This window comes from Shigella sp. SIG3 (assembly GCF_053555855.1).
In genome coordinates this window covers 1-24,866 of sequence record NZ_JBQZXE010000049.1, presented here as the reverse complement: position 1 = coordinate 24,866, position 24,866 = coordinate 1, and the positions used below count along the sequence as shown (strand labels likewise).

Here is a 24,866-nt window from a genome sequence, read left to right as displayed (position 1 = left end):
AGCGTGGTGATGGTTGAAAGGGGAACCCGGCTTTCTGCAACCAGGAAGTCTTCACCGTTATGACCGATAATGATCCCGACGTGATTACTCCAGCAATTTGATGCAGCTGATATTTGACCAAATAAGGCAGCACCTATACATGTAAAGACGATATCTCCAATTTCATATTCAGCAGGGTAATTAATATTCACGTTGTCATTCCATTGAAATAGATACGAATATACGTAATAGCATAAAAAAATTATTTTTTCAGGAGTCGCAATGTATATTTTTATTACGCATTTCTTCACTGAATATGTAATATTCAAATATTTGCTTCCAATATAACCTGTTGAATAAATTATACTGTGCCATTTTTCAGATCATCGGGACACCTCGCAAGTTTTCTTCATCCTACGCTGGATATCTATCCAGCATTTTTTTATCATACAGCATTATCTTTGATTCATTACGCAGGAGCGTCATGTGATAGGCAGACTCAGAGGCATCATCATTGAAAAACAACCCCCGCTGGTGTTAATTGAAGTGGGCGGCGTAGGCTATGAAGTGCATATGCCGATGACCTGTTTTTATGAACTCCCTGAAGCGGGTCAGGAAGCGATCGTTTTCACCCACTTTGTGGTGCGTGAAGACGCGCAACTGCTGTACGGTTTTAACAATAAACAAGAACGCACGTTGTTCAAAGAGTTGATCAAAACCAACGGCGTCGGCCCGAAGTTGGCCCTGGCGATCCTCTCCGGAATGTCAGCGCAGCAGTTCGTTAATGCCGTTGAGCGTGAAGAAGTGGGGGCACTGGTGAAACTGCCGGGTATTGGCAAAAAAACCGCCGAACGCTTGATTGTTGAAATGAAAGACCGATTTAAAGGTTTGCATGGCGATCTCTTTACGCCAGCCGCCGACCTGGTACTCACGTCTCCTGCCAGCCCGGCGACCGACGATGCTGAACAAGAAGCAGTTGCCGCGCTGGTGGCGCTAGGCTATAAACCACAAGAAGCAAGCCGCATGGTGAGCAAAATCGCTCGCCCTGACGCCAGCAGTGAAACATTAATTCGCGAAGCCCTACGCGCCGCGTTATGAGGTAAAGGATGATTGAAGCAGACCGTCTGATTTCTGCCGGTACCACTTTGCCGGAAGATGTAGCAGATCGCGCCATTCGCCCTAAATTACTGGAAGAGTATGTTGGTCAGCCGCAGGTTCGTTCACAGATGGAGATTTTCATCAAAGCAGCGAAACTGCGCGGCGATGCCCTCGATCATTTGTTGATTTTTGGTCCTCCGGGGTTGGGTAAAACTACGCTTGCCAACATTGTCGCCAATGAAATGGGCGTTAATTTACGCACGACTTCTGGTCCGGTGCTGGAAAAGGCGGGCGATTTGGCTGCGATGCTCACTAACCTTGAACCGCATGACGTGCTGTTTATTGATGAGATCCACCGTTTATCGCCAGTTGTTGAAGAAGTGCTGTACCCGGCAATGGAAGACTACCAACTGGATATCATGATTGGTGAAGGTCCGGCGGCACGCTCCATTAAAATTGATTTGCCGCCGTTTACCCTGATTGGCGCAACCACGCGCGCAGGTTCGCTGACATCACCGTTGCGCGACCGTTTTGGTATTGTGCAACGTCTGGAGTTTTATCAGGTGCCGGATCTGCAATATATCGTCAGTCGCAGTGCACGCTTTATGGGGCTTGAGATGAGTGATGACGGTGCGCAGGAAGTAGCTCGTCGCGCTCGCGGTACGCCACGTATTGCCAACCGTCTGCTGCGTCGAGTGCGTGATTTCGCCGAAGTGAAGCACGATGGCACCATCTCGGCAGATATCGCTGCTCAGGCGCTGGATATGTTGAATGTCGATGCTGAAGGTTTCGATTATATGGACCGCAAATTGTTGCTGGCGGTAATCGATAAGTTCTTTGGTGGGCCGGTAGGTCTGGATAACCTGGCGGCAGCCATTGGCGAAGAACGTGAAACCATTGAAGATGTACTGGAACCTTATTTGATTCAGCAAGGCTTTTTGCAGCGTACACCGCGCGGGCGTATGGCGACGACGCGGGCGTGGAATCACTTTGGCATAACGCCGCCAGAAATGCCGTAAGTCGGATTGGTCGCTCGCGCCGCATCCGACACTGGCAGTGTGTCTGATGCGACACTGTTCGCGTCTTATCAGGCCAGCCAGAGATAGCGAACCGTAGGTCGGATAAGGCGCTCGCGCCGCATCCGACAAATGTGTTCAGCGATAGATTAGCTGGCCTGCTTTTTCATCATACTGATAATAAATAACAGTGCCGCACATAGCACCACCGACGGACCCGCCGGCGTATCGTAAAACGCGGAAAAGGTTAAACCGCCAGTTACTGCCACCATCCCCACCAAAACAGCGACACCAGCCATCTGTTCCGGCGTACGGGCAAAGCGACGCGCAGTAGCTGCAGGAATAATCAGCAACGAAGTAATAATCAACGCACCGACAAATTTCATCGCTACACCAATCGTCAATGCCGTCACCAGCATCAACAACAATTTCACTTGCTGTAATTTCACACCATCAACAAACGCCAGATCCGGGCTAATCGTCATCGACAGCAAATTGCGCCATTGCCAGAACAAAATAGCCACCACGATGACCACGCCAATCGCAATAGAGATGAGATCTTCTGGCGTCACTGCCAGTAAATCACCGAACAGGTAAGCCATCAAATCAACACGAATGTTAGACATCAGACTAACGACCACTAGGCCCAGCGACAGGGCACTGTGCGCCATAATCCCTAATAACGTGTCGATCGCCAGCTGTGGACGCTTCTCCAGCCATACCAGACCGCCCGCCAGCAGCAGCGTAACGGCAATCACCGCATAGAATGGATTCACGTCCAGCAACAAACCAAACGCGACACCAAGTAATGAGGCATGAGCCAGCGTATCACCGAAATAAGACATACGACGCCAGACTACAAACGAACCCAGCGGACCCGCGGCACAGGCGAGCATGATCCCGGCTAACCAACCGGGAAATAATAATTCAATCATGAGCGATCATTTCCCCGACGCAAAACAATTCGTCCCTGTAAATCGTGACGATGATTATGATGATGGCGATAGATACCCAGTTGTTCAGCACCACGAGGACCAAACATTGAAATAAACTCCGGATGCAGGGAAACAACTTCCGGTGTGCCGGAACAACAAATGTGGTGATTCAGGCACAGCACTTCATCGGTTTTTGCCATCACCAGATGCAGATCGTGAGAAACCATTAAAACGCCACAATCCAGTTCACGACGCAACTGGTCAATAAGGTCATATAACGCCACTTGGCCATTTACATCCACGCCTTGAGTGGGTTCATCCAGCACTAATAATTGCGGGCAATTTAACAATGCTCGCGCTAATAGTACACGCTGCGTTTCGCCACCAGAGAGCTTTTGCATCGGTGCGTTAATCAGGTGCCCGGCCTGGACACGTTTCAGTGCAGGCAAAATATCTTCTTTATGTGTACCAGGGCGTAAGCGTAAAAAACGGTTTACGGTCAGTGGCAACGTGGTGTCGAGATACAGCTTCTGCGGTACATAGCCGATGCGCAGTTTTCCGTTGCGCTTGATAACCCCTTCATCGGGTGTTACCAGCCCGAGCACTACCCGTACCAGTGTCGACTTACCTGCGCCATTTGGCCCAAGTAAAGTCAAAATTTTTCCAGGTTTAAGTTCCAGCGACACATCAGAGAGGACGCGGCGTTGGCCAAAAGAAACCGAGACATTTTCCAGGGAAACCAGACTTGTCATGTTAATTTTAGTCTTGCAGTAGTCATGAAATGTTATAATATCACACTTCTCATATTCATTACGATGATTGGTCGCATTATGTTACATAAAAAAACGCTTCTTTTCGCAGCATTATCCGCCGCTCTCTGGGGAGGTGCAACACAGGCCGCAGATGCCGCCGTTGTCGCTTCGCTTAAACCCGTTGGGTTCATCGCTTCTGCCATTGCTGATGGTGTAACAGAAACGGAGGTTTTACTGCCTGACGGCGCTTCAGAACATGATTATTCACTGCGTCCATCGGATGTAAAACGCTTACAGAACGCGGACTTAGTCGTTTGGGTTGGCCCGGAGATGGAAGCGTTTATGCAAAAACCGGTAAGCAAATTACCAGAAGCGAAGCAGGTAACGATTGCGCAGCTTGAAGATGTGAAACCGCTACTGATGAAAAGTATTCACGGCGATGATGATGATCACGACCACGCGGAAAAAAGTGACGAAGATCACCATCACGGCGATTTCAACATGCATCTTTGGCTTTCCCCAGAGATAGCGCGGGCTACAGCGGTTGCAATCCATGGAAAATTAGTGGAACTTATGCCGCAAAGTCGAGCCAAACTTGACGCCAACCTGAAGGATTTTGAGGCACAATTGGCCTCAACCGAAACGCAGGTTGGTAACGAGCTCGCGCCGCTCAAGGGGAAAGGTTATTTCGTTTTTCACGATGCTTACGGCTATTTCGAAAAACAGTTCGGACTGACACCGCTTGGTCATTTTACCGTTAACCCTGAGATTCAACCTGGCGCGCAGCGTTTACATGAAATAAGAACACAGTTGGTTGAGCAAAAAGCAACCTGCGTTTTTGCTGAGCCACAGTTCAGGCCAGCGGTCGTTGAGAGCGTCGCACGAGGGACATCCGTTCGTATGGGAACGTTGGATCCCCTGGGGACGAATATCAAACTGGGTAAAACAAGCTATTCAGAATTCCTGAGTCAATTAGCCAACCAGTATGCGAGCTGCCTGAAAGGAGATTAATGAGGAAGTGATTACGTGCAACAGATAGCCCGCTCTGTCGCCCTGGCGTTTAATAATTTACCGCGACCACACCGCGTTATGTTGGGGTCGCTCACCGTTCTTACTCTGGCCGTCGCTGTCTGGCGGCCCTATGTTTATCACCGTGATGCCACGCCAATTGTCAAAACCATTGAGCTGGAACAGAACGAAATTCGTTCGCTCTTACCTGAAGCCAGTGAGCCGATTGATCAAGCTGCACAAGAAGATGAAGCCATTCCCCAGGACGAACTGGATGACAAAATCGCCGGTGAAGCGGGCGTGCATGAATATGTTGTTTCCACTGGCGATACGCTAAGCAGCATTCTCAATCAGTATGGTATTGATATGGGTGATATCACCCAACTCGCTGCTGCCGACAAAGAATTGCGTAACCTGAAAATCGGTCAACAACTCTCCTGGACATTAACCGCGGACGGCGAACTGCAGCGCCTCACCTGGGAAGTGTCTCGTCGTGAAACCCGAACCTATGACCGTACTGCCGCTAACGGTTTTAAAATGACCAGCGAAATGCAGCAAGGAGAGTGGGTTAACAATCTGCTGAAAGGTACCGTCGGAGGGAGCTTTGTTGCCAGCGCCAGAAACGCCGGTTTAACCAGCGCCGAAGTGAGCGCAGTGATTAAAGCCATGCAGTGGCAAATGGATTTCCGCAAACTGAAAAAAGGCGATGAATTTGCGGTATTAATGTCTCGAGAAATGCTTGATGGTAAACGTGAGCAAAGCCAGCTGCTGGGCGTACGTTTGCGTTCAGAAGGTAAAGATTATTACGCAATCCGCGCTGAGGATGGCAAATTCTACGATCGTAACGGTACTGGTCTGGCGAAAGGATTCTTGCGATTCCCGACGGCGAAACAGTTCCGTATCTCGTCTAACTTTAACCCGCGTCGAACTAATCCGGTGACAGGTCGCGTTGCACCACACAGAGGTGTTGATTTCGCCATGCCACAAGGTACGCCAGTGCTTTCAGTGGGTGACGGTGAAGTGGTGGTTGCCAAACGCAGTGGCGCAGCAGGTTATTATGTGGCTATTCGTCATGGTCGCAGCTACACCACGCGTTATATGCACTTGCGCAAGATTCTGGTGAAACCGGGACAGAAGGTGAAACGTGGCGACCGTATCGCGCTTTCCGGTAATACCGGACGTTCAACTGGGCCGCATCTGCACTATGAAGTATGGATAAACCAGCAGGCCGTAAACCCGCTGACGGCAAAACTGCCGCGTACCGAAGGGCTGACCGGCTCCGATCGTCGCGAATTCCTGGCGCAGGCCAAAGAGATTGTGCCGCAGCTACTGTTTGATTAATTAACATCCATTCGCAGCCGGTACGCAGTCAGTACCGGCTTTTTTTATTTGGTGCGGGGCAAGTTGCGCCGCTACACTATCACCAGATTGATTTTTGCCTTATCCGAAACTGGAAAAGCATGGAAACGAAAAAAAATAATAGCGAATACATTCCTGAGTTTGATAAATCCTTTCGCCACCCGCGCTACTGGGGAGCATGGCTGGGTGTAGCAGCGATGGCGGGTATCGCTTTAACGCCGCCAAAGTTCCGTGATCCCATTCTGGCACGGCTGGGACGTTTTGCCGGACGACTGGGAAAAAGCTCACGCCGTCGTGCGTTAATCAATCTGTCGCTCTGCTTTCCAGAACGTAGTGAAGCTGAACGCGAAGCGATTGTTGATGAGATGTTTGCCACCGCGCCGCAAGCGATGGCAATGATGGCTGAGTTGGCAATACGCGGGCCGGAGAAAATTCAGCCGCGCGTTGGCTGGCAAGGGCTGGAGATCATCGAAGAGATGCGGCGTAATAACGAGAAAGTTATCTTTCTGGTGCCGCACGGTTGGGCCGTCGATATTCCTGCCATGCTGATGGCCTCGCAAGGGCAGAAAATGGCAGCGATGTTCCATAATCAGGGCAACCCGGTTTTTGATTATGTCTGGAACACGGTGCGTCGTCGCTTTGGCGGTCGTCTGCATGCGAGAAATGACGGTATTAAACCATTCATCCAGTCGGTACGTCAGGGGTACTGGGGATATTATTTACCCGATCAGGATCATGGCCCAGAGCACAGCGAATTTGTGGATTTCTTTGCCACCTATAAAGCGACGTTGCCCGCGATTGGTCGTTTGATGAAAGTATGCCGTGCGCGCGTTGTACCGCTGTTTCCGATTTATGATGGCAAGACGCATCGTCTGACGATTCAGGTGCGCCCACCGATGGATGATCTGTTAGAGGCGGATGATCATACGATTGAGCGGCGGATGAATGAAGAAGTCGAGATTTTTGTTGGTCCGCGACCAGAACAATACACCTGGATACTAAAATTGCTGAAAACTCGCAAACCGGGCGAAATCCAGCCGTATAAGCGCAAAGATCTTTATCCCATCAAATAAAAAAGCCTCTCGCGAGGAGAGGCCTTCGCCTGATGATAAGTTCAAGTTTGCTTCAGAATATTCGAAATCTGTTGAACTATAATTGAACTATAGGCCGGATGTGGCGTTTTCGCCGCATCCGGCAACGTACTTACTCTACCGTTAAAATACGCGTGGTATTAGTAGAACCCACGGTACTCATCACGTCGCCCTGGGTGACAATCACTAGGTCACCAGACATCAAGTAACCTTTATCGCGCAGCAGATTAACCGCTTCGCTGGCAGCTGCTACGCCGTCATTAGCGCTATCAAAGTGCACCGGCGTAACGCCACGATAGAGAGCAGTCAGGTTCAGCGTACGTTCATGGCGCGACATGGCGAAAATTGGTAGACCAGAGCTGATACGGGAGGTCATCAGCGCGGTACGACCCGATTCGGTCATGGTAATGATCGCCGTAACGCCCTTCAGGTGGTTAGCTGCGTACATTGCCGACATGGCAATAGCTTCTTCCACATTGTCGAACTGAACGTCCAGACGGTGTTTAGAAACGTTGATGCTCGGGATTTTTTCCGCACCCAGGCAAACGCGCGCCATGGCTGCAACAGTTTCTGACGGATACTGCCCAGCGGCAGTTTCTGCAGACAGCATCACAGCGTCAGTACCATCCAGAACGGCGTTTGCTACGTCCATGACTTCTGCACGCGTCGGCATCGGGTTAGTAATCATTGACTCCATCATCTGGGTCGCCGTGATTACCGCTCGGTTTAGCTGACGCGCACGACGGATCAACGCTTTCTGAATGCCGACCAGTTCCGGGTCGCCAATTTCCACACCGAGGTCGCCACGTGCAACCATTACCACGTCAGAGGCGAGGATGATGTCATCCATTGCATCCTGGCTGCAAACGGCTTCCGCACGTTCAACCTTGGCAACAATTTTCGCATCACATCCTGCATCGCGTGCCAGGCGACGGGCATAGTTCAGATCTTCGCCACAGCGTGGGAAGGAGACAGCCAGGTAATCTACGCCAATCAACGCCGCAGTCTTAATGTCTGCTTTGTCTTTTTCGGTCAGCGCTTCAGCCGACAAACCGCCGCCAAGTTTGTTGATACCTTTATTGTTGGAGAGGGGACCACCGACGGTGACTTCGGTGAACACTTTCATGCCCTGAACTTCCAGTACTTTTAACTGGACGCGACCATCGTCCAGCAGCAGGATGTCACCAGGCACGACGTCAGCAGGCAGGCCTTTGTAGTCGATACCGACTTTTTCTTTGTCGCCTTCACCTTTACCTAGGTTGGCGTCGAGCAGGAATTTATCCCCAATATTGAGGAAAACTTTGCCTTCTTTAAAGGTGGATACACGGATTTTGGGCCCCTGGAGGTCACCCAGAATAGCCACATGACGCCCCAGTTTTGCGGCAATCTCACGAACTTTATCCGCGTGCATTTTGTGATCTTCAGGCGAGCCGTGAGAAAAGTTCATACGTACAACGTTGGCACCCGCCGCGATAACTTTTTCAAGATTATTATCGCGATCTGTTGCTGGGCCTAACGTGGTAACGATTTTTGTTCTGCGAAGCCTTTTGGACATGTAATACTCCGTTGACTGAAACAACCAGGTGTTGCTTGAACATGAAATCCGAATGAAATAACGCCGCGATGGCGATAAATTAATCTCATTCGGATGTCGTATAAGATTAGGACAGTGACAGTCGCTTTTAGCGATCGTCACTTAAATTAAGTAACTGCTTATCAAAACGCGATTCCTTCAGCGCTTCCTTGACCCGCTTCAAGTTATCTCTGAATTTTGCACCGCGTCGCAAAGTAAATCCTGTCGCCAGCACATCTATCACGGTCAGCTGTGCAAGTCGAGAAACCATGGGCATATAAATGTCAGTATCTTCCGGTACGTCGAGGGTAATTGCCAGCGTTGCTTCCCGGGCGAGCGGGGTACCCGCAGAGGTGAGGGCAATCACCATGGCGTCGTTTTCGCGTGCCAGCTGCGCCAGCTCGACCAGATTTTTTGTTCTTCCTGTGTGAGAAATCAGCACCACCACGTCTCCGTCGCTACAATTCATACAACTCATGCGTTGCAGCACGATATCATCGGAGTACACCACCGGAACATTAAAACGAAAGAACTTATTCATCGCATCGTGGGCAACGGCGGCAGAAGAGCCTAATCCGAAAAAGGCGATTTTTTTTGCCTGAGTGAGCAAGTCGACGGCGCGGTTGATGGCAGATTTATCCAGTGAATGACGGACATGATCGAGCGTTGCCATTGCGGACTCAAATATTTTCCCCGTGTATGATTCAACGCTGTCATCTTCATTGACGTTGCGATTAACATAGGGAGTGCCATTCGCCAGACTTTGTGCCAGATGAAGTTTAAAATCAGGAAAACCGCGCGTGTCCATGCTGCGACAGAAACGATTCACCGTCGGTTCGCTAACATTGGCTTCCAGCGCCAGAGCAGCAATACTCGAATGGATCGCGTTATCGGGCGAAGCCAGAATGACCTCGGCAACTTTGCGCTCTGATTTGCTCAAATGTTCCAGCTGAGACTGGATTTTTTCCAGCATATTCATGATGTAAAGAGACTCACGGGTAATGACGATTTCCGCACTGAAAGAAATCGAAATGCAGTTTTGTCAGATATTACGCCTGTGTGCCGTGTTAATGACAAAAGCAGATAAAAAAGTTGTTATTTTTTTTCATAACATGATCAGTGTCAGATTTTTACCGAATGGAAAACGATGATTTTTTTATCAGTTTTGCCGCACTTTGCGCGCTTTTCCCGTAATCGCACGGGTGGATAAGCGTTTACAGTTTTCGCAAGCTCGGAAAAGCAGTACAGTGCACCGTAAGAAAATTACAAGTATACCCTGGCTTAAGTACCGGGTTAGTTAACTTAAGGAGAATGACATGGCGGTAACGCAAACAGCCCAGGCCTGTGACCTGGTCATTTTCGGCGCGAAAGGCGACCTTGCGCGTCGTAAATTGCTGCCTTCCCTGTATCAACTGGAAAAAGCCGGTCAGCTCAACCCGGACACCCGGATTATCGGCGTAGGGCGTGCTGACTGGGATAAAGCGGCATATACCAAAGTTGTCCGCGAGGCGCTCGAAACTTTCATGAAAGAAACCATTGATGAAGGTTTATGGGACACCCTGAGTGCACGTCTGGATTTTTGTAATCTCGATGTCAATGACACTGCTGCATTCAACCGTCTCGGCGCGATGCTGGATCAAAAAAATCGTATCACTATTAACTACTTTGCCATGCCGCCCAGCACTTTTGGCGCAATTTGCAAAGGGCTTGGCGAGGCAAAACTGAATGCTAAACCGGCACGCGTAGTCATGGAGAAACCGCTGGGGACGTCGCTGGCGACCTCGCAGGAAATCAATGATCAGGTTGGCGAATACTTCGAGGAGTGCCAGGTTTACCGTATCGACCACTATCTTGGTAAAGAAACGGTGCTGAACCTGTTGGCGCTGCGTTTTGCTAACTCCCTGTTTGTGAATAACTGGGACAATCGCACCATTGATCATGTTGAGATTACCGTGGCAGAAGAAGTGGGGATCGAAGGGCGCTGGGGCTATTTTGATAAAGCCGGTCAGATGCGTGACATGATTCAGAACCACCTGCTACAAATTCTCTGCATGATTGCGATGTCTCCGCCATCTGACCTGAGCGCAGACAGCATCCGCGATGAAAAAGTGAAAGTACTGAAGTCCCTGCGCCGCATCGACCGCTCCAACGTACGCGAAAAAACCGTACGCGGGCAATATACTGCGGGCTTCGCCCAGGGCAAAAAAGTGCCGGGATATCTGGAAGAAGAGGGCGCGAACAAAAGTAGCAATACAGAAACCTTCGTGGCGATCCGCGTCGACATTGATAACTGGCGCTGGGCCGGTGTGCCATTCTACCTGCGTACTGGTAAACGTCTGCCGACCAAATGTTCTGAAGTCGTGGTCTATTTCAAAACACCTGAACTGAATCTGTTTAAAGAGTCGTGGCAGGATCTGCCGCAGAATAAACTGACTATCCGTCTGCAACCTGATGAAGGCGTGGATATCCAGGTACTGAATAAAGTTCCTGGCCTTGACCACAAACATAACCTGCAAATCACCAAGCTGGATCTGAGCTATTCAGAAACCTTTAATCAGACGCATCTGGCGGATGCCTATGAACGTTTGCTGCTGGAAACCATGCGTGGTATTCAGGCACTGTTTGTACGTCGCGACGAAGTGGAAGAAGCCTGGAAATGGGTAGACTCCATTACTGAGGCGTGGGCGATGGACAATGATGCGCCGAAACCGTATCAGGCCGGAACCTGGGGACCCGTTGCCTCGGTGGCGATGATTACCCGTGATGGTCGTTCCTGGAATGAGTTTGAGTAATATCAGCGCTTATCCTTTATGGTTATTTTACCGGTAACATAATCTTGCACAGATTGTAGAACAATTTTTACACTTTCAGGCCTCGTGCGGATTCACCCACGAGGCTTTTTTTATTACACTGACTGAAACGTTTTTGCCCTATGAGCTCCGGTTACAGGCGTTTCACTCATAAATCCTCTGAATGAAACGCGTTGTGAATCATCCTGCTCTGACAACTCAATTTCAGGAGCCTTTATGAATCCACAATTGTTACGCGTAACAAATCGAATCATTGAACGTTCGCGCGAGACTCGCTCTGCTTATCTCGCCCGGATAGAACAAGCGAAAACGTCGACCGTTCATCGTTCGCAGTTGGCATGCGGTAACCTGGCACACGGTTTCGCTGCCTGCCAGCCAGAAGACAAAGCCTCTTTGAAAAGCATGTTGCGTAACAATATCGCCATCATCACCTCCTATAACGACATGCTCTCCGCGCACCAGCCTTATGAACACTATCCAGAAATCATTCGTAAAGCCCTGCATGAAGCGAATGCGGTTGGTCAGGTTGCGGGCGGTGTTCCGGCGATGTGTGATGGTGTCACCCAGGGGCAGGATGGAATGGAATTGTCGCTGCTAAGCCGCGAAGTGATAGCGATGTCTGCGGCGGTGGGGCTGTCCCATAACATGTTTGATGGTGCTCTGTTCCTCGGTGTGTGCGACAAGATTGTCCCGGGTCTGACGATGGCAGCCCTGTCGTTTGGTCATTTGCCTGCGGTGTTTGTGCCGTCTGGACCGATGGCAAGCGGTTTGCCAAATAAAGAAAAAGTGCGTATTCGCCAGCTTTATGCCGAAGGTAAAGTGGACCGCATGGCCTTACTGGAGTCAGAAGCCGCGTCTTACCATGCGCCGGGAACATGTACTTTCTACGGTACTGCCAACACCAACCAGATGGTGGTGGAATTTATGGGGATGCAGTTGCCAGGCTCTTCTTTTGTTCATCCGGATTCTCCGCTGCGCGATGCTTTGACCGCTGCCGCTGCGCGTCAGGTTACACGCATGACCGGTAATGGTAATGAATGGATGCCGATCGGTAAGATGATCGATGAGAAAGTGGTGGTGAACGGTATCGTTGCACTGTTGGCGACCGGTGGTTCCACTAACCACACCATGCACCTGGTGGCGATGGCGCGCGCGGCCGGTATTCAGATTAACTGGGATGACTTCTCTGACCTTTCTGATGTTGTACCGCTGATGGCACGTCTCTACCCGAACGGTCCGGCCGATATTAACCACTTCCAGGCGGCAGGTGGCGTACCGGTTCTGGTGCGTGAACTGCTCAAAGCAGGCCTGCTGCATGAAGATGTCAATACGGTGGCAGGCTTTGGTCTGTTTCGTTATACCCTTGAACCATGGCTGAATAATGGTGAACTGGACTGGCGGGAAGGGGCGGAAAAATCACTCGACAGCAATGTGATCGCTTCCTTCGAACAACCTTTCTCTCATCATGGTGGGACAAAAGTGTTAAGCGGTAACCTGGGCCGTGCGGTTATGAAAACCTCTGCCGTGCCGGTTGAGAACCAGGTGATTGAAGCGCCAGCGGTTGTTTTTGAAAGCCAGCATGACGTTATGCCGGCCTTTGAAGCGGGTTTGCTGGACCGCGATTGTGTCGTTGTTGTCCGTCATCAGGGGCCAAAAGCGAACGGAATGCCAGAATTACATAAACTCATGCCGCCACTTGGTGTATTATTGGACCGGTGTTTCAAAATTGCGTTAGTTACCGATGGACGACTCTCCGGCGCTTCAGGTAAAGTGCCGTCAGCTATCCACGTAACACCAGAAGCCTACGATGGCGGGCTGCTGGCAAAAGTGCGCGACGGGGACATCATTCGTGTGAATGGACAGACAGGCGAACTGACACTGCTGGTAGACGAAGCGGAACTGGCTGCTCGCGAACCGCACATTCCTGACCTGAGCGCGTCACGCGTGAGAACAGGACGTGAATTATTCAGCGCCTTGCGTGAAAAACTGTCCGGTGCCGAACAGGGCGCAACCTGTATCACTTTTTAAGACGACAAATTTGTAATCAGGCGAGAGAAAACTCTGATGAAAAACTGGAAAACAAGTGCAGAATCAATCCTGACCACCGGCCCGGTTGTACCGGTTATCGTGGTAAAAAAACTGGAACACGCGGTGCCGATGGCAAAAGCGTTGGTTGCTGGTGGGGTGCGCGTTCTGGAAGTGACTCTGCGTACCGAGTGTGCAGTTGACGCTATCCGTGCTATCGCCAAAGAAGTGCCTGAAGCGATTGTGGGTGCCGGTACGGTGCTGAATCCACAGCAGCTGGCAGAAGTCACTGAAGCGGGTGCACAGTTCGCAATTAGCCCGGGTCTGACCGAGCCGCTGCTGAAAGCTGCTACCGAAGGGACTATTCCTCTGATTCCGGGGATCAGCACTGTTTCCGAACTGATGCTGGGTATGGACTACGGTTTGAAAGAGTTCAAATTCTTCCCGGCTGAAGCTAACGGCGGCGTGAAAGCCCTGCAGGCGATCGCGGGTCCGTTCTCCCAGGTCCGTTTCTGCCCGACGGGTGGTATTTCTCCGGCTAACTACCGTGACTACCTGGCACTGAAAAGCGTGCTGTGCATCGGTGGTTCCTGGCTGGTTCCGGCAGATGCGCTGGAAGCGGGCGATTACGACCGCATTACTAAGCTGGCGCGTGAAGCTGTAGAAGGCGCTAAGCTGTAAAAGTCAAAATGCCCGATCTAGGATCGGGCATTTTTGTAGCGTTTTTTGCCGGGTTTAACCCTGTACTTTTACCTGTCCGGCGGCGTGCTTCGCGCGTTCAATGGCGTCAACAACACTCTCTGAAGTAGCCAGTACCACCCCCAGACGACGGCTGCCATCAATTTCCGGCTTACCAAATAAACGAATCTGCAAATCTGCGCCTACGGCATTCTGCACATTATCAAACGTGACATTCTGACTGGTCAGTTGTGGCAGAATAACGGCAGAAGCTGCAGGACCATACTGACGGATCCCGCCAACAGGAAGTCCGAGGAAGGCACGTACATGCAGGGCAAACTCTGAGAGATCTTGAGAAATTAACGTCACCATCCCGGTATCATGTGGACGAGGGGAGACCTCACTGAAAATCACCTCATCACCACAGACAAACAGCTCGACACCAAACAGACCATAACCGCCCAGTGCCAGCACCACTTTACGGGCAATCTCCTGCGCACGTTCAAGGGCAAGCGGGCTCATTTGCTGTGGTTGCCAGGATTCACGGTAGTCGCCATCTTCCTGGCGATGACCTACTGGTGCACAGAAATGGACGCCATCCACCGCGCTGACGGTTAGCAGGGTAATTTCGAAGTCAAACTTAACGACGCCTTCAACAATTACGCGGCCCGCTCCGGCGCGACCGCCTTGCTGAGCGTATTCCCATGCCTGAGCAAGTTGCTCTGCAGAGCGAATAAACGTCTGCCCCTTGCCGGAAGAGCTCATCACCGGTTTTACAATGCAGGGATAGCCAATGGCGGCAACCGCCTCGCGGAAAAGGCTTTTGCTATCGGCAAAACGATAAGTGGAAGTGGGCAGCTGCAGCTCTTCTGCCGCCAGGCGACGGATACCCTCGCGATTCATCGTTAATTTCGTTGCGCGAGCGCAGGGGACAACATTCAGTCCTTCCTCTTCAAGTTGGATCAGCATATCGGTGGCAATAGCTTCGATCTCCGGCACGATATAATGTGGTTTTTCCAGTTCAACCACACGGCGTAATGCATCACCATCAAGCATATTAATGACATGGGAGCGATGCGCGACATGCATGGCTGGTGCGTCGGCATAGCGATCGACGGCAATCACCTCTACGCCGAGACGCTGACACTCGATTGCCACTTCTTTACCCAGTTCACCGGAGCCTAATAACATCACGCGAGTTGCTGCCGGACGCAGCGCAGTGCCTAATAACGTCATAACGAATATCCCCTGATTAATTCCGCGCGCAGTATAAACGAAAACGTTTGCGTGTGTCTTTATTGCTGATGTTGATTTCTCAACCGAAAAGAAATATACTGTATAAAATCACAGTTATTATGAGAGGCTGCAAATGGCGGTTGAAGTTAAATACGTAGTCATTCGTGAGGGCGAAGAGAAAATGTCGTTTACCAGCAAAAAGGAAGCCGATGCTTATGACAAAATGCTTGATACGGCGGATCTGCTTGACACCTAGCTGACAAATTCTCCAGTGCAAATGGAAGACGAGCAACGTGAAGCCCTTTCGCTATGGCTGGCAGAACAAAAAGATATGCTGAGCACCATTCTGAAAACCGGCAAATTACCGTCCCCACTGGTCGTCGGTGCTGAATCCGAAGAGGAAGATGCCTCACACGCGGCCTGAAGCAACTTGCGCTCCTGACAATTTGTACCATGCTTTCTCCTGAATCATTGTGCTATGGAGAAAAACATGAAAAAAAGAGGGGCGTTTTTAGGGCGGTTGTTGGTTTCTGCCTGCGCATCAGTTTTCGCTGCCAATAATGAAACCAGCAAGTCGGTCACTTTCCCAAAGTGTGAAGGTCTGGATGCTACCGGAATTGCCGCGAGCGTAAAACGTGATTATCAACAAAATCGCGTGGCGCGCTGGGCAGATGATCAAAAAATTGTCGGTCAGGCCGATCCCGTGGCCTGGGTCAGTTTGCAGGACATTCAGGGTAAAGATGATAAATGGTCAGTACCGCTAACCGTGCGTGGTAAAAGTGCCGATATTCATTACCAGGTCAGCGTGGACTGCAAAGCGGGAATGGCGGAATATCAGCGGCGTTAATGGCTTCTGATAATTCGATTGACCGTTGGCGGATGCGGCGCGAGTGCCTTGTCCGTCCCAGAACGCACCACAATCGTAGGCCTGAGAAGACGCAACAGCGTCGCATCGGGCAATCAGCATCAAACAATGCCACTCAAAACGACAAACTACTTTCACCTAAAATACCCTTATCACCTGATATACAGTAAATACCTTACCTGGCGCGAATTTCTTTGAATAACGGCCTAGCGCCCCGCTTATTTGCGCATCTTTTGTCTCGATATACATTTTCTGACATCCTCATCCGCTATGCTACAGGCACTAAAAATGGTTATTGAGGAGCAAATATGGCTAACTGGTTAAATCAACTGCAATCCCTGCTTGGGCAAAGCAGTTCTTCTACCTCCTCGTCTGCGGATCAGGGATTGGGCAAACTGTTAGTGCCAGGCGCATTAGGCGGACTGGCTGGGCTGCTGGTCGCAAATAAATCAGCACGTAAACTTCTTACGAAATATGGCACCAACGCGTTACTGGTTGGCGGCGGAGCGGTAGCGGGTACGGTGCTGTGGAATAAATACAAAGATAAAATTCGCGCGGCGCATCAGGACGAACCGCAGTTTGGCGCGCAAAGTACGCCGCTGGATGAGCGTACGGAACGTTTGATCCTTGCGCTGGTCTTTGCCGCTAAAAGTGATGGTCATATTGATGCCAATGAACGTGCGGCAATCGACCAGCAATTGCGTGAAGCCGGCGTGGAAGAGCAGGGGCGTGTACTCATTGAGCAGGCAATCGAACAACCGCTGGATCCACAACGCCTGGCTACCGGGGTCCGCAATGAAGAAGAGGCGCTGGAAATCTATTTCCTGAGCTGCGCGGCTATTGATATTGACCATTTTATGGAACGCAGTTACCTGAATGCACTGGGTGACGCGCTGAAAATCCCCCAGGATGTTCGTGAAGGCATTGAACGCGATCTCGAACAGCAAAAACGCACTTTGGCGGAATAATTCCGCTCTCTGGATAGCCTGAAGTTGACTATTTCGGGCTATCCAGAACCGCACAGCCATTTGAACAGGCTGATTTTCTCTGTCTGCATAACATTCGATATCCGCGCCATTACCTGTCATCATCTAAGCAATGACGACCCTGTTTCGCTTGCATCCCCGGTGAGTTTTGCCACCCTTATAAGATGTTTCAACCAGAAAGAACAATAACATGCTACCAAAAGCCGCCCGCATTCCCCACGCCATGACGCTTCATGGCGATACGCGCATCGATAATTACTACTGGCTGCGGGACGATACGCGTTCTCAGCCAGAAGTCCTGGACTACCTGCAACAAGAAAATAGTTACGGTCATCGGGTGATGGCCTCACAACAAGCCTTGCAGGATCGCATCTTAAAGGAAATCATCGACCGCATTCCGCAAAGAGAAGTTTCTGCGCCCTACATAAAAAATGGCTACCGCTATCGGCATATTTATGAACCAGGCTGTGAATATGCTATCTACCAGCGTCAATCGGCATTCAGCGAAGAGTGGGATGAGTGGGAAACATTGCTCGATGCCAACAAGCGCGCAGCTCATAGTGAGTTTTATTCGATGGGCGGAATGGCGATTACGCCCGATAACACCATTATGGCGCTGGCAGAAGATTTTCTTTCCCGACGCCAGTACGGCATTCGTTTTCGTAATCTGGAAACAGGTAACTGGTACCCGGAACTGCTGGATAACGTTGAACCCAGCTTTGTCTGGGCAAATGACTCCTGGACTTTCTACTATGTTCGCAAGCATCCGGTGACGCTGCTGCCTTATCAGGTCTGGCGTCACGCCATCGGTACGCCAGCATCGCAAGATACACTGATCTACGAAGAAAAAGACGATACCTATTATGTCAGCCTGCATAAAACGACGTCGAAGCACTATGTCGTCATTCATCTGGCCAGCGCCACCACCAGTGAAGTTCGCCTGCTGGACGCGGAAATGGCCGATGCCGAGCCGTTTGTTTTTCTGCCGCGCCGCAAAGATCACGAATACAGCCTTGATCACTACCAGCATCGTTTTTATCTGCGTTCCAATCGCCACGGCAAAAACTTTGGCTTATACCGTACCCGTATGCGTGATGAGCAACAGTGGGAAGAGTTAATTCCGCCACGTGAAAACATCATGCTGGAAGGGTTTACGCTGTTTACCGACTGGCTGGTGGTTGAAGAGCGTCAGCGCGGGTTAACCAGTTTGCGCCAAATTAACCGCAAGACCCGGGAAGTCATTGGCATTGCCTTTGATGATCCGGCCTATGTGACCTGGATTGCCTACAATCCAGAACCTGAAACCGCGCGATTGCGTTATGGTTATTCTTCCATGACCACACCAGACACTTTGTTTGAACTGGATATGGATACCGGTGAGCGTCGTGTATTAAAACAAACAGAAGTGCCCGGTTTTGATGCGGCGAATTACCGCAGTGAACACCTGTGGATAGTCGCCCGTGATGGCGTCGAAGTTCCGGTTTCGCTGGTCTATCATCGCAAACATTTTCGCAAAGGACACAACCCGTTGCTGGTGTATGGCTATGGTTCTTACGGCGCAAGTATTGATGCCGATTTCAGTTTTAGCCGCTTGAGTTTGTTAGATCGTGGCTTTGTCTACGCCATTGTCCATGTTCGCGGCGGTGGTGAGCTGGGGCAACAATGGTACGAAGACGGTAAATTTCTGAAGAAGAAAAATACGTTTAATGATTATCTTGATGCCTGCGATGCATTGTTAAAACTGGGCTATGGCTCTCCTTCGCTCTGTTATGCGATGGGCGGAAGTGCGGGGGGCATGTTGATGGGCGTTGCAATTAATCAACGCCCGGAATTATTCCACGGCGTTATCGCCCAGGTACCGTTTGTTGATGTTGTAACAACGATGCTTGATGAATCAATTCCTCTTACCACTGGTGAGTTTGAAGAGTGGGGAAATCCGCAGGATCCGCAATATTACGAGTACATGAAAAGCTACAGCCCGTATGACAACGTCACCGCACAGGCTTATCCGCATTTACTGGTAACGACCGGTTTACACGATTCTCAGGTGCAATATTGGGAACCGGCAAAATGGGTCGCTAAATTGCGCGAGCTGAAAACCGATGACCATCTTTTATTGCTCTGTACCGACATGGACTCAGGCCATGGCGGTAAATCTGGCCGCTTTAAATCGTACGAAGGCGTAGCGATGGAATATGCTTTTCTGGTCGCGCTGGCGCAGGGAACATTACCCACTACGCCTGCGGATTAAGTATTTTCCAGATAATGTTTCAGTGTTAAACGCAGCTCCGGGCTCATGCTGTCCAGGTTATTAAATAACCAGCGCAGATAGCCCGGATCGCGTTCGGCAACGTCGGAAACCGCTTTGCCACGGTATTTGCCAAAGGTGAAGGTCGTCATCAACGACGGACGTCCGGTGATATCGGCCATCTGTTCTGCCGTCCAGCCGGAGGTGTTCATAATATCGATAAGCAACGCGGCGGTGATATAACAGTCATACAACGCGCGGTGATGATGCAGGCCCGGCGGTGTCTGTACATTGAGCTTGCGTGTTTTATATAACGCCATATTGCTGTACTTGAGCCCTGGCCACAAACGACGGGCCAGTTTCATAGTGCAAATCCACTCACCGGGCATCTCAGGCAGTACGCGGCGGTCAAAGCTGGCGTTGTGCGCGACATACCATTCACTACCGTAATAGTGTGGGATCACATCTTCAATCCACGGTTTATCGGCGACCATGGCTTCGGTGATGCGATGAATCGCCATCGCTTGTGGACTAATAGGACGATCGGGGCGCACCAGGAGGCTCATGGGGTTGACGATTTTTCCGTCAATGACATCAACAGAGGCAATCTCAACGATCCCTCCCTGCAAACCGCAGGTTTCTGTATCGATAATGCGCAACATGGCATGCTCCAGGCCGAAAAAGCCTAGCGTAATGGAATGATATCGCCTTGCCAACCCTGTGATGAACGCTGACCGACTAACAATAATGAACCACGATCGGCGCGAACGATGAGACGACCATATTCATCCCATAGTGCACTGTTACCACGGGCATTTGCCATCAGCACGGCAATCGAGTACTGATGTGAAAAAAATTGTAAGCGACGGGCCGACGCCAGCAGGTCGGGTTCTCCCAGACATTGCCCTGTCGTAAACAGTGAACAGGTCGGGTCCATATCCATACCTTGCGGTTGTTCATCGACCACCGTGATGGTTCTGGAACGACGGCCCAGACATGCACCATGACTCTGATGGTAGTTCCCAGGCGTTTTTCGCCACGGTGCGAACACCGCAATTCCACGAATAAAGCGATCGTTATATTCAACGGGAAGGCCGGCAATGATGGTCATTCGCCAGGTCGTTGCGGCATAACAAAGCGGGTCTAACAGTGAAAGATCGGGTGGGGCAGGAAGGGCACGTCGCGAATAATCACACCCCAGTAAAGAAAGCGATGGAAAAACTAACAGCTGACATTGTTGCCTGGCGGCGGCCCTCACAAACTCCAGATGATGAGCTACCTGTTCGGTGAGTGAGGTTTTACGAGGCTCATATTGCGCTGCTGCAACTTTCCAGAACGACATAATGACTTCCTTTTCAAAATGACTGCAAATTATGGGGGCGGTTTAGAAAATACTCATAATTTAGCAGGCGTTATGTAAGAAAGTGTAACTCTGTATAAGTTTTATTTAAGTTTGGGCTCGTAAGGTAAACGTGACAGATTGACCGAAGCCAAACGGTGGGCAATAAGCCGCTCGCGAAACCAGCTGCGCAAATGTTCTGGCTGTTCACGTTCAACCGCTTCAGCGATCACCGGCATATTGTAGCGTTCTTTAAAAGCCACCCCGGCCGCCGCCAAATCGACATTCACTTTATCCATTTCTGTTTGATCCAGTTTAGCCAGATTCTTCAGCATTCTTAATCTCCTCATCATTCGCGGGCAAAAGTTACTAAGAGTGAGCCTGGATGGCAAGCCGGAATTGATGATCCTCGACTCAGACATTAGACAAGGTTATGCTCTGTAAAAAAGTTATTACAAAAAGGAATAGATAATATGGCTTCAACTGCACGCTCCCTTCGCTACGCGCTGGCAATCCTGACCACTTCGTTGGTGACACCTTCCGTCTGGGCACATGCGCATTTAACGCATCAGTATCCTGCGGCAAACGCGCAAGTGACAGCTGCCCCGCAGGCAATCACTTTAAACTTCTCGGAAGGCGTTGAAACAGGATTCAGTGGTGCAAAAATCACGGGGCCAAAAAACGAAAATATTAAAACATTACCAGCGAAGCGGAATGAGCAGGACCAAAAGCAACTGATTGTTCCACTGGCCGATTCGCTGAAACCCGGAACCTACACCGTTGACTGGCATGTTGTTTCGGTGGACGGGCATAAAACGAAAGGACACTACACCTTTAGCGTGAAATAAATCATGCTGGCGTTTACCTGGATCGCGCTGCGATTTATCCATTTCACCTCGTTGATGCTGGTCTTTGGCTTTGCAATGTATGGTGCCTGGCTGGCCCCCTTAATGATTCGTCGCTTGCTGACGAAGCGTTCTCTGCGTTTACAACAGCACGCTGCCGTCTGGAGTTTGATCAGTGCCACTGCAATGCTCGCCGTTCAGGGCGGGTTGATGGGAACGGGATGGACAGATGTATTTTCGCCAAACATTTGGCAGGCTGTTTTGCAAACGCAGTTTGGTGGCGTCTGGTTATGGCAAATTGTTCTCGCCCTCGTAACGTTGATCGTCGCCCTTATGCAACCGCGGAATATGCCACGTTTGTTGTTTATGCTCACTACCGCGCAATTTATTCTGCTGGCGGGAGTGGGGCATGCGACGCTGAATGAAGGGGTAACAGCGAAAATCCATCAGACTAATCACGCGATTCACCTGATTTGTGCGGCGGCGTGGTTTGGGGGATTACTGCCGGTGCTCTGGTGTATGCAACTCATCAAAGGCCGTTGGCGACACCAGGCTATTCAGGCGCTGATGCGTTTTTCCTGGTGCGGGCATTTTGCGGTGATCGGCGTACTGGCAAGCGGCGTGCTTAATGCATTGTTGATTACCGGATTTCCCCCCACGCTTACGACTTACTAGGGCCAACTCTTATTGCTCAAAGCCATCCTGGTGATGATTATGGTGGTCATTGCGCTGGCTAATCGTTATGTTCTTGTACCGCGCATGAGGCAGGATGAAGATCGTGCGGCACCCTGGTTTGTGTGGATGACTAAACTCGAATGGGCGATAGGTGCGGTAGTGCTGGTGATCATCAGCCTGCTTGCGACTCTCGAACCTTTTTGATGGATTACGAAAATGATGAAAAAAAGTATTCTGGCGTTTCTGTTACTCACCAGTTCTGCAGCGGCGCTGGCGGCTCCACAGGTGATAACCGTGAGTCGTTTTGAAGTGGGTAAAGACAAATGGGCGTTTAATCGCGAAGAGGTAATGCTGACTTGCCGACCGGGTAATGCTTTGTATGTCATCAACCCAAGTACCCTCGTGCAGTATCCTTTAAACGATATCGCACAAAAGGAAGTTGCCAGTGGGAAGACCAATGCCCAACCCATTTCGGTGATTCAGATTGATGATCCTAACAATCCCGGCGAAAAAATGAGTCTGGCACCGTTTATAGAACGAGCTGAAAAACTCTGTTAATTACCTAAAATAGCCTTTTGATTTCCAATAAAAAAACCGCCTCAGTTCTTTCACCAGAACGGGCGGTTTTTAACATTTAAGCTGATGACCACCGCGCTTTTTATTGACCATTTTGCACGCAAACTGGAAAACCTGGCGTCGTCATCTATTCTTAAAGGGCAAGGCAACTAAGCCTGCATTAATGCCAACTTTTAGCGCACGGCTCTCTCCCAAGAGCCATTTCCCTGGACCGAATACAGGAATCGTATTCGGTCTTTTTTTAATTGTATTTAAAATCAATTAGTTGCAAACGTCTCCCCGAAATTCCCCGAAATTTACTCGAATTTCTGTATTCCGGTCTTTTTTGGTTATATCACAACCAAAATACATTTAACAATCCATTTACGTTAAAATCAGAGCAGTAAGTACGTTTTTTCTCTCTCATCAAGATACATTTTTGTTGTCTTCTCCGATGTGTGGCCAAGTAGACGCTGAGCAAATTCTTCTCCACATATTTCTTTGTACAATCGTCCAGCCAGGCTTCTGATTTCGTGAAAAGTTGGTGGGTTTTCACTGAACAGGATACCTGTTAATTTTCTGGCTGCGACAAATTTCTTTGTCAGGCCGTCCGGGTGAATGCTGCCGTCAGGGCTGTTTTTTCTAATCCCGGCACTGATTAGATAATCCCCCCCTACTTACCATGCGGCACTGTTCAACTACTGCACCAAGTCGTAAACCAGCGACAGGAAGGCTGAGTGACAGGGGGATAGCAATCATCATTCCTGTCTTAATTTGCCTGATGTGGAGACGATCATCATAAATATCACTGAACCGCATATTCGTTATGTCTTCGCGACGTTGTCCTGTTACAAGGGCTAAGTCCATAGCTAATGGGAACCATGCCGGAAGTTGATCTGCTGCCTCCCTGATGCAGTTGTATGTCTTTAGTTTCAGCCGTTCTCTTGTAACTACTATTTTCGGTGCTCTTGTTGGCGTTACTGGATTTTGAGATATACGTCCTTCAACAATGGCTTCGCGGAACATATCAGATAACACAGAACGCATTGATCCTGCCATCGTGTTTTTCCCTCCTTCAATCCACAAATCAAGAAACTCGGCGATATGGCGAGTGGTTATTTCTGTCAGTAAAACCCCTCCTAATTTTTCTTTTATTGTCACCAGTTGATTTACCCGAGTTTTATAAGTATTTCTGGACGCTTTTCTCCTTATAAGAATCGTTTTGTAACGTTCAATCCAGTCTGCCATAGTAAATGAGTCGACCCCTTTAAGCTTTTCAATTAGGGCAGCAGGAGAGTAGTTTTTGTATATATAATGATTTGCTTCAATTGCCTGCGCTACTGCATCTCTTCTTGAAATTTTACCTAGTGTAAATTCTTCTTTCGTCAGAGGGTTGCGCCAGTAATATGCTTTGTCTCTCCTTCGATATGTTAAGTTTCTAGGCAAATTGGGATCGTATTTTTTCCGCTGCATGTTTTAACTTCTCCATTAACGGACTGTCTCTCCCTTGTCGCCCATTAGGCTGATGGTGTGTTATATCGGTATCAACCTTATTTGGGTTGATATAGAAAGCCTCCGGAACCACCCTGTAACTCCTCCCGTGTAGTTCAGGTGCAGGATAAATGTTTCCATTCCTTGCCCATCGTCTCAGCGTTGATATTGATGGTGGGTTATCCGGATATCTGAGTTTTCCCCACGTTTTGAGTGTCACAAGATTCATTGCCATACCTCTCACGATATGACCGCCAGTAAATATACAGAATACTGGCGGGTGTGGTTGATTTTTAATAATC

General features: G+C 49.9%; 24 protein-coding genes and 3 pseudogenes. 16 read left to right on the top strand and 11 right to left on the bottom strand.

The features are described 5' to 3' along the window. The coding region (locus ACUU1I_RS11040; RefSeq protein WP_094184874.1) for a YiiX/YebB-like N1pC/P60 family cysteine hydrolase at positions 1 to 191 on the bottom strand (191 nt) is incomplete at its 3' end. Between the two features lie 70 nt (positions 192 to 261). On the opposite strand from ACUU1I_RS11040, the gene yobI reads away from it, so the two are divergent. The 3 genes from yobI to ruvB all read left to right on the top strand — a co-directional run bounded on the left by yobI (position 262) and on the right by ruvB (position 2,096). Beyond that, complete coding sequence (gene yobI, locus ACUU1I_RS11035) at positions 262 to 327, top strand: stress response small protein YobI (RefSeq protein ID WP_001386853.1); 66 nt, start codon at positions 262 to 264, stop codon at positions 325 to 327. 138 nt (positions 328 to 465) lie between these two features. Further along, positions 466 to 1,077: a Holliday junction branch migration protein RuvA gene (ruvA, locus tag ACUU1I_RS11030; protein WP_000580323.1), complete on the top strand. Its 612-nt coding sequence runs from the start codon at positions 466 to 468 to the stop codon at positions 1,075 to 1,077. A gap of 8 nt (positions 1,078 to 1,085) precedes the next feature. Then, positions 1,086 to 2,096: a Holliday junction branch migration DNA helicase RuvB gene (gene ruvB / locus ACUU1I_RS11025; RefSeq protein ID WP_000568525.1), complete on the top strand. Its 1,011-nt coding sequence runs from the start codon at positions 1,086 to 1,088 to the stop codon at positions 2,094 to 2,096. 146 nt (positions 2,097 to 2,242) lie between these two features. Here ruvB and znuB read toward each other — a convergent pair whose 3' ends face one another. Both znuB and znuC read right to left on the bottom strand, forming a co-directional pair. Then, on the bottom strand, positions 2,243 to 3,028 hold the full coding sequence (gene znuB / locus ACUU1I_RS11020) for a zinc ABC transporter permease subunit ZnuB (RefSeq protein WP_000571470.1): 786 nt from the start codon (positions 3,026 to 3,028) through the stop codon (positions 2,243 to 2,245). Beyond that, the gene (znuC, locus tag ACUU1I_RS11015; protein WP_000202992.1) at positions 3,025 to 3,780 is read right to left on the bottom strand and encodes a zinc ABC transporter ATP-binding protein ZnuC; all 756 of its coding nucleotides are present in this window, start codon (positions 3,778 to 3,780) and stop codon (positions 3,025 to 3,027) included. Before znuC ends, znuB begins: the two co-directional genes overlap by 4 nt. A gap of 78 nt (positions 3,781 to 3,858) precedes the next feature. On the opposite strand from znuC, the gene znuA reads away from it, so the two are divergent. The 3 genes from znuA (at position 3,859) to lpxM (ending at position 7,220) form a co-directional block, all read left to right on the top strand. Continuing rightward, complete coding sequence (gene znuA / locus ACUU1I_RS11010; RefSeq protein ID WP_001342995.1) at positions 3,859 to 4,791, top strand: zinc ABC transporter substrate-binding protein ZnuA; 933 nt, start codon at positions 3,859 to 3,861, stop codon at positions 4,789 to 4,791. A gap of 15 nt (positions 4,792 to 4,806) precedes the next feature. Next, complete coding sequence (gene mepM, locus ACUU1I_RS11005) at positions 4,807 to 6,129, top strand: murein DD-endopeptidase MepM (RefSeq protein WP_001184044.1); 1,323 nt, start codon at positions 4,807 to 4,809, stop codon at positions 6,127 to 6,129. A 119-nt stretch (positions 6,130 to 6,248) separates the two neighbouring features. Next, entirely contained in the window at positions 6,249 to 7,220 is a 972-nt protein-coding gene (gene lpxM / locus ACUU1I_RS11000; protein WP_000448385.1) for a lauroyl-Kdo(2)-lipid IV(A) myristoyltransferase, read from the top strand. 130 nt (positions 7,221 to 7,350) lie between these two features. Here lpxM and pyk read toward each other — a convergent pair whose 3' ends face one another. Both pyk and hexR read right to left on the bottom strand, forming a co-directional pair. After that, positions 7,351 to 8,793: a pyruvate kinase gene (gene pyk, locus ACUU1I_RS10995; protein ID WP_000044414.1), complete on the bottom strand. Its 1,443-nt coding sequence runs from the start codon at positions 8,791 to 8,793 to the stop codon at positions 7,351 to 7,353. Positions 8,794 to 8,920: 127 nt separating this feature from the next. Then, complete coding sequence (hexR, locus tag ACUU1I_RS10990; RefSeq protein WP_001056694.1) at positions 8,921 to 9,790, bottom strand: DNA-binding transcriptional regulator HexR; 870 nt, start codon at positions 9,788 to 9,790, stop codon at positions 8,921 to 8,923. A gap of 337 nt (positions 9,791 to 10,127) precedes the next feature. On the opposite strand from hexR, the gene zwf reads away from it, so the two are divergent. The 3 genes from zwf to kdgA all read left to right on the top strand — a co-directional run bounded on the left by zwf (position 10,128) and on the right by kdgA (position 14,327). Further along, positions 10,128 to 11,603: a glucose-6-phosphate dehydrogenase gene (gene zwf / locus ACUU1I_RS10985; RefSeq protein WP_000301720.1), complete on the top strand. Its 1,476-nt coding sequence runs from the start codon at positions 10,128 to 10,130 to the stop codon at positions 11,601 to 11,603. A gap of 234 nt (positions 11,604 to 11,837) precedes the next feature. Beyond that, positions 11,838 to 13,649: a phosphogluconate dehydratase gene (gene edd, locus ACUU1I_RS10980; protein ID WP_001069457.1), complete on the top strand. Its 1,812-nt coding sequence runs from the start codon at positions 11,838 to 11,840 to the stop codon at positions 13,647 to 13,649. 36 nt (positions 13,650 to 13,685) lie between these two features. Continuing rightward, positions 13,686 to 14,327, top strand: a complete 642-nt coding sequence (kdgA, locus tag ACUU1I_RS10975) for a bifunctional 4-hydroxy-2-oxoglutarate aldolase/2-dehydro-3-deoxy-phosphogluconate aldolase (protein ID WP_000800512.1) — start codon at positions 13,686 to 13,688, stop codon at positions 14,325 to 14,327. Between the two features lie 54 nt (positions 14,328 to 14,381). Here the strand turns inward: kdgA and purT are convergent, their stop codons facing one another. Then, entirely contained in the window at positions 14,382 to 15,560 is a 1,179-nt protein-coding gene (gene purT / locus ACUU1I_RS10970; RefSeq protein ID WP_000173488.1) for a formate-dependent phosphoribosylglycinamide formyltransferase, read from the bottom strand. Between the two features lie 133 nt (positions 15,561 to 15,693). On the opposite strand from purT, the pseudogene yebG reads away from it, so the two are divergent. From yebG to ptrB, 4 genes and pseudogenes are all read left to right on the top strand, one after another. Next, positions 15,694 to 15,984: pseudogene (gene yebG, locus ACUU1I_RS10965) on the top strand (DNA damage-inducible protein YebG). Between the two features lie 66 nt (positions 15,985 to 16,050). Further along, on the top strand, positions 16,051 to 16,407 hold the full coding sequence (gene yebF / locus ACUU1I_RS10960) for a protein YebF (protein ID WP_005068964.1): 357 nt from the start codon (positions 16,051 to 16,053) through the stop codon (positions 16,405 to 16,407). 326 nt (positions 16,408 to 16,733) lie between these two features. Beyond that, entirely contained in the window at positions 16,734 to 17,393 is a 660-nt protein-coding gene (locus ACUU1I_RS10955; protein ID WP_000024749.1) for a tellurite resistance TerB family protein, read from the top strand. A gap of 208 nt (positions 17,394 to 17,601) precedes the next feature. Next, on the top strand, positions 17,602 to 19,662 hold the full coding sequence (ptrB, locus tag ACUU1I_RS10950; RefSeq protein WP_000936965.1) for an oligopeptidase B: 2,061 nt from the start codon (positions 17,602 to 17,604) through the stop codon (positions 19,660 to 19,662). Here ptrB and exoX read toward each other — a convergent pair. The 3 genes from exoX to holE all read right to left on the bottom strand — a co-directional run bounded on the left by exoX (position 19,659) and on the right by holE (position 21,333). Continuing rightward, on the bottom strand, positions 19,659 to 20,321 hold the full coding sequence (gene exoX, locus ACUU1I_RS10945) for an exodeoxyribonuclease X (protein ID WP_000944269.1): 663 nt from the start codon (positions 20,319 to 20,321) through the stop codon (positions 19,659 to 19,661). The two genes, ptrB and exoX, sit on opposite strands and share 4 nt — an antisense overlap. A 23-nt stretch (positions 20,322 to 20,344) precedes the next feature. Continuing rightward, the gene (gene yobB, locus ACUU1I_RS10940; RefSeq protein WP_000011667.1) at positions 20,345 to 21,001 is read right to left on the bottom strand and encodes a carbon-nitrogen hydrolase family protein YobB; all 657 of its coding nucleotides are present in this window, start codon (positions 20,999 to 21,001) and stop codon (positions 20,345 to 20,347) included. A 101-nt stretch (positions 21,002 to 21,102) separates the two neighbouring features. Beyond that, entirely contained in the window at positions 21,103 to 21,333 is a 231-nt protein-coding gene (gene holE / locus ACUU1I_RS10935) for a DNA polymerase III subunit theta (RefSeq protein ID WP_000916763.1), read from the bottom strand. Between the two features lie 138 nt (positions 21,334 to 21,471). Between holE and yobA the strand changes: the two genes are divergently transcribed. From yobA to ACUU1I_RS10920, 3 genes and pseudogenes are all read left to right on the top strand, one after another. After that, positions 21,472 to 21,846, top strand: a complete 375-nt coding sequence (yobA, locus tag ACUU1I_RS10930) for a CopC domain-containing protein YobA (RefSeq protein ID WP_000168747.1) — start codon at positions 21,472 to 21,474, stop codon at positions 21,844 to 21,846. A 3-nt stretch (positions 21,847 to 21,849) separates the two neighbouring features. Continuing rightward, positions 21,850 to 22,722, top strand: a pseudogene (gene copD / locus ACUU1I_RS10925) (copper homeostasis membrane protein CopD). 12 nt (positions 22,723 to 22,734) lie between these two features. Then, entirely contained in the window at positions 22,735 to 23,076 is a 342-nt protein-coding gene (locus ACUU1I_RS10920) for a YebY family protein (protein WP_000976476.1), read from the top strand. A 392-nt stretch (positions 23,077 to 23,468) separates the two neighbouring features. Here the strand turns inward: ACUU1I_RS10920 and ACUU1I_RS10915 are convergent. Together ACUU1I_RS10915 and ACUU1I_RS10910 are read right to left on the bottom strand one after the other, a co-directional pair. Next, positions 23,469 to 24,546: pseudogene (locus ACUU1I_RS10915) on the bottom strand (tyrosine-type recombinase/integrase). Then, a complete protein-coding gene (locus ACUU1I_RS10910; RefSeq protein WP_005127484.1) occupies positions 24,512 to 24,793 on the bottom strand; it encodes an excisionase in 282 nt (93 codons plus the stop codon). The pseudogene ACUU1I_RS10915 and the gene ACUU1I_RS10910 overlap by 35 nt, the downstream one beginning before the upstream one ends. Between the last annotated feature and the right edge of the window lie 73 nt (positions 24,794 to 24,866).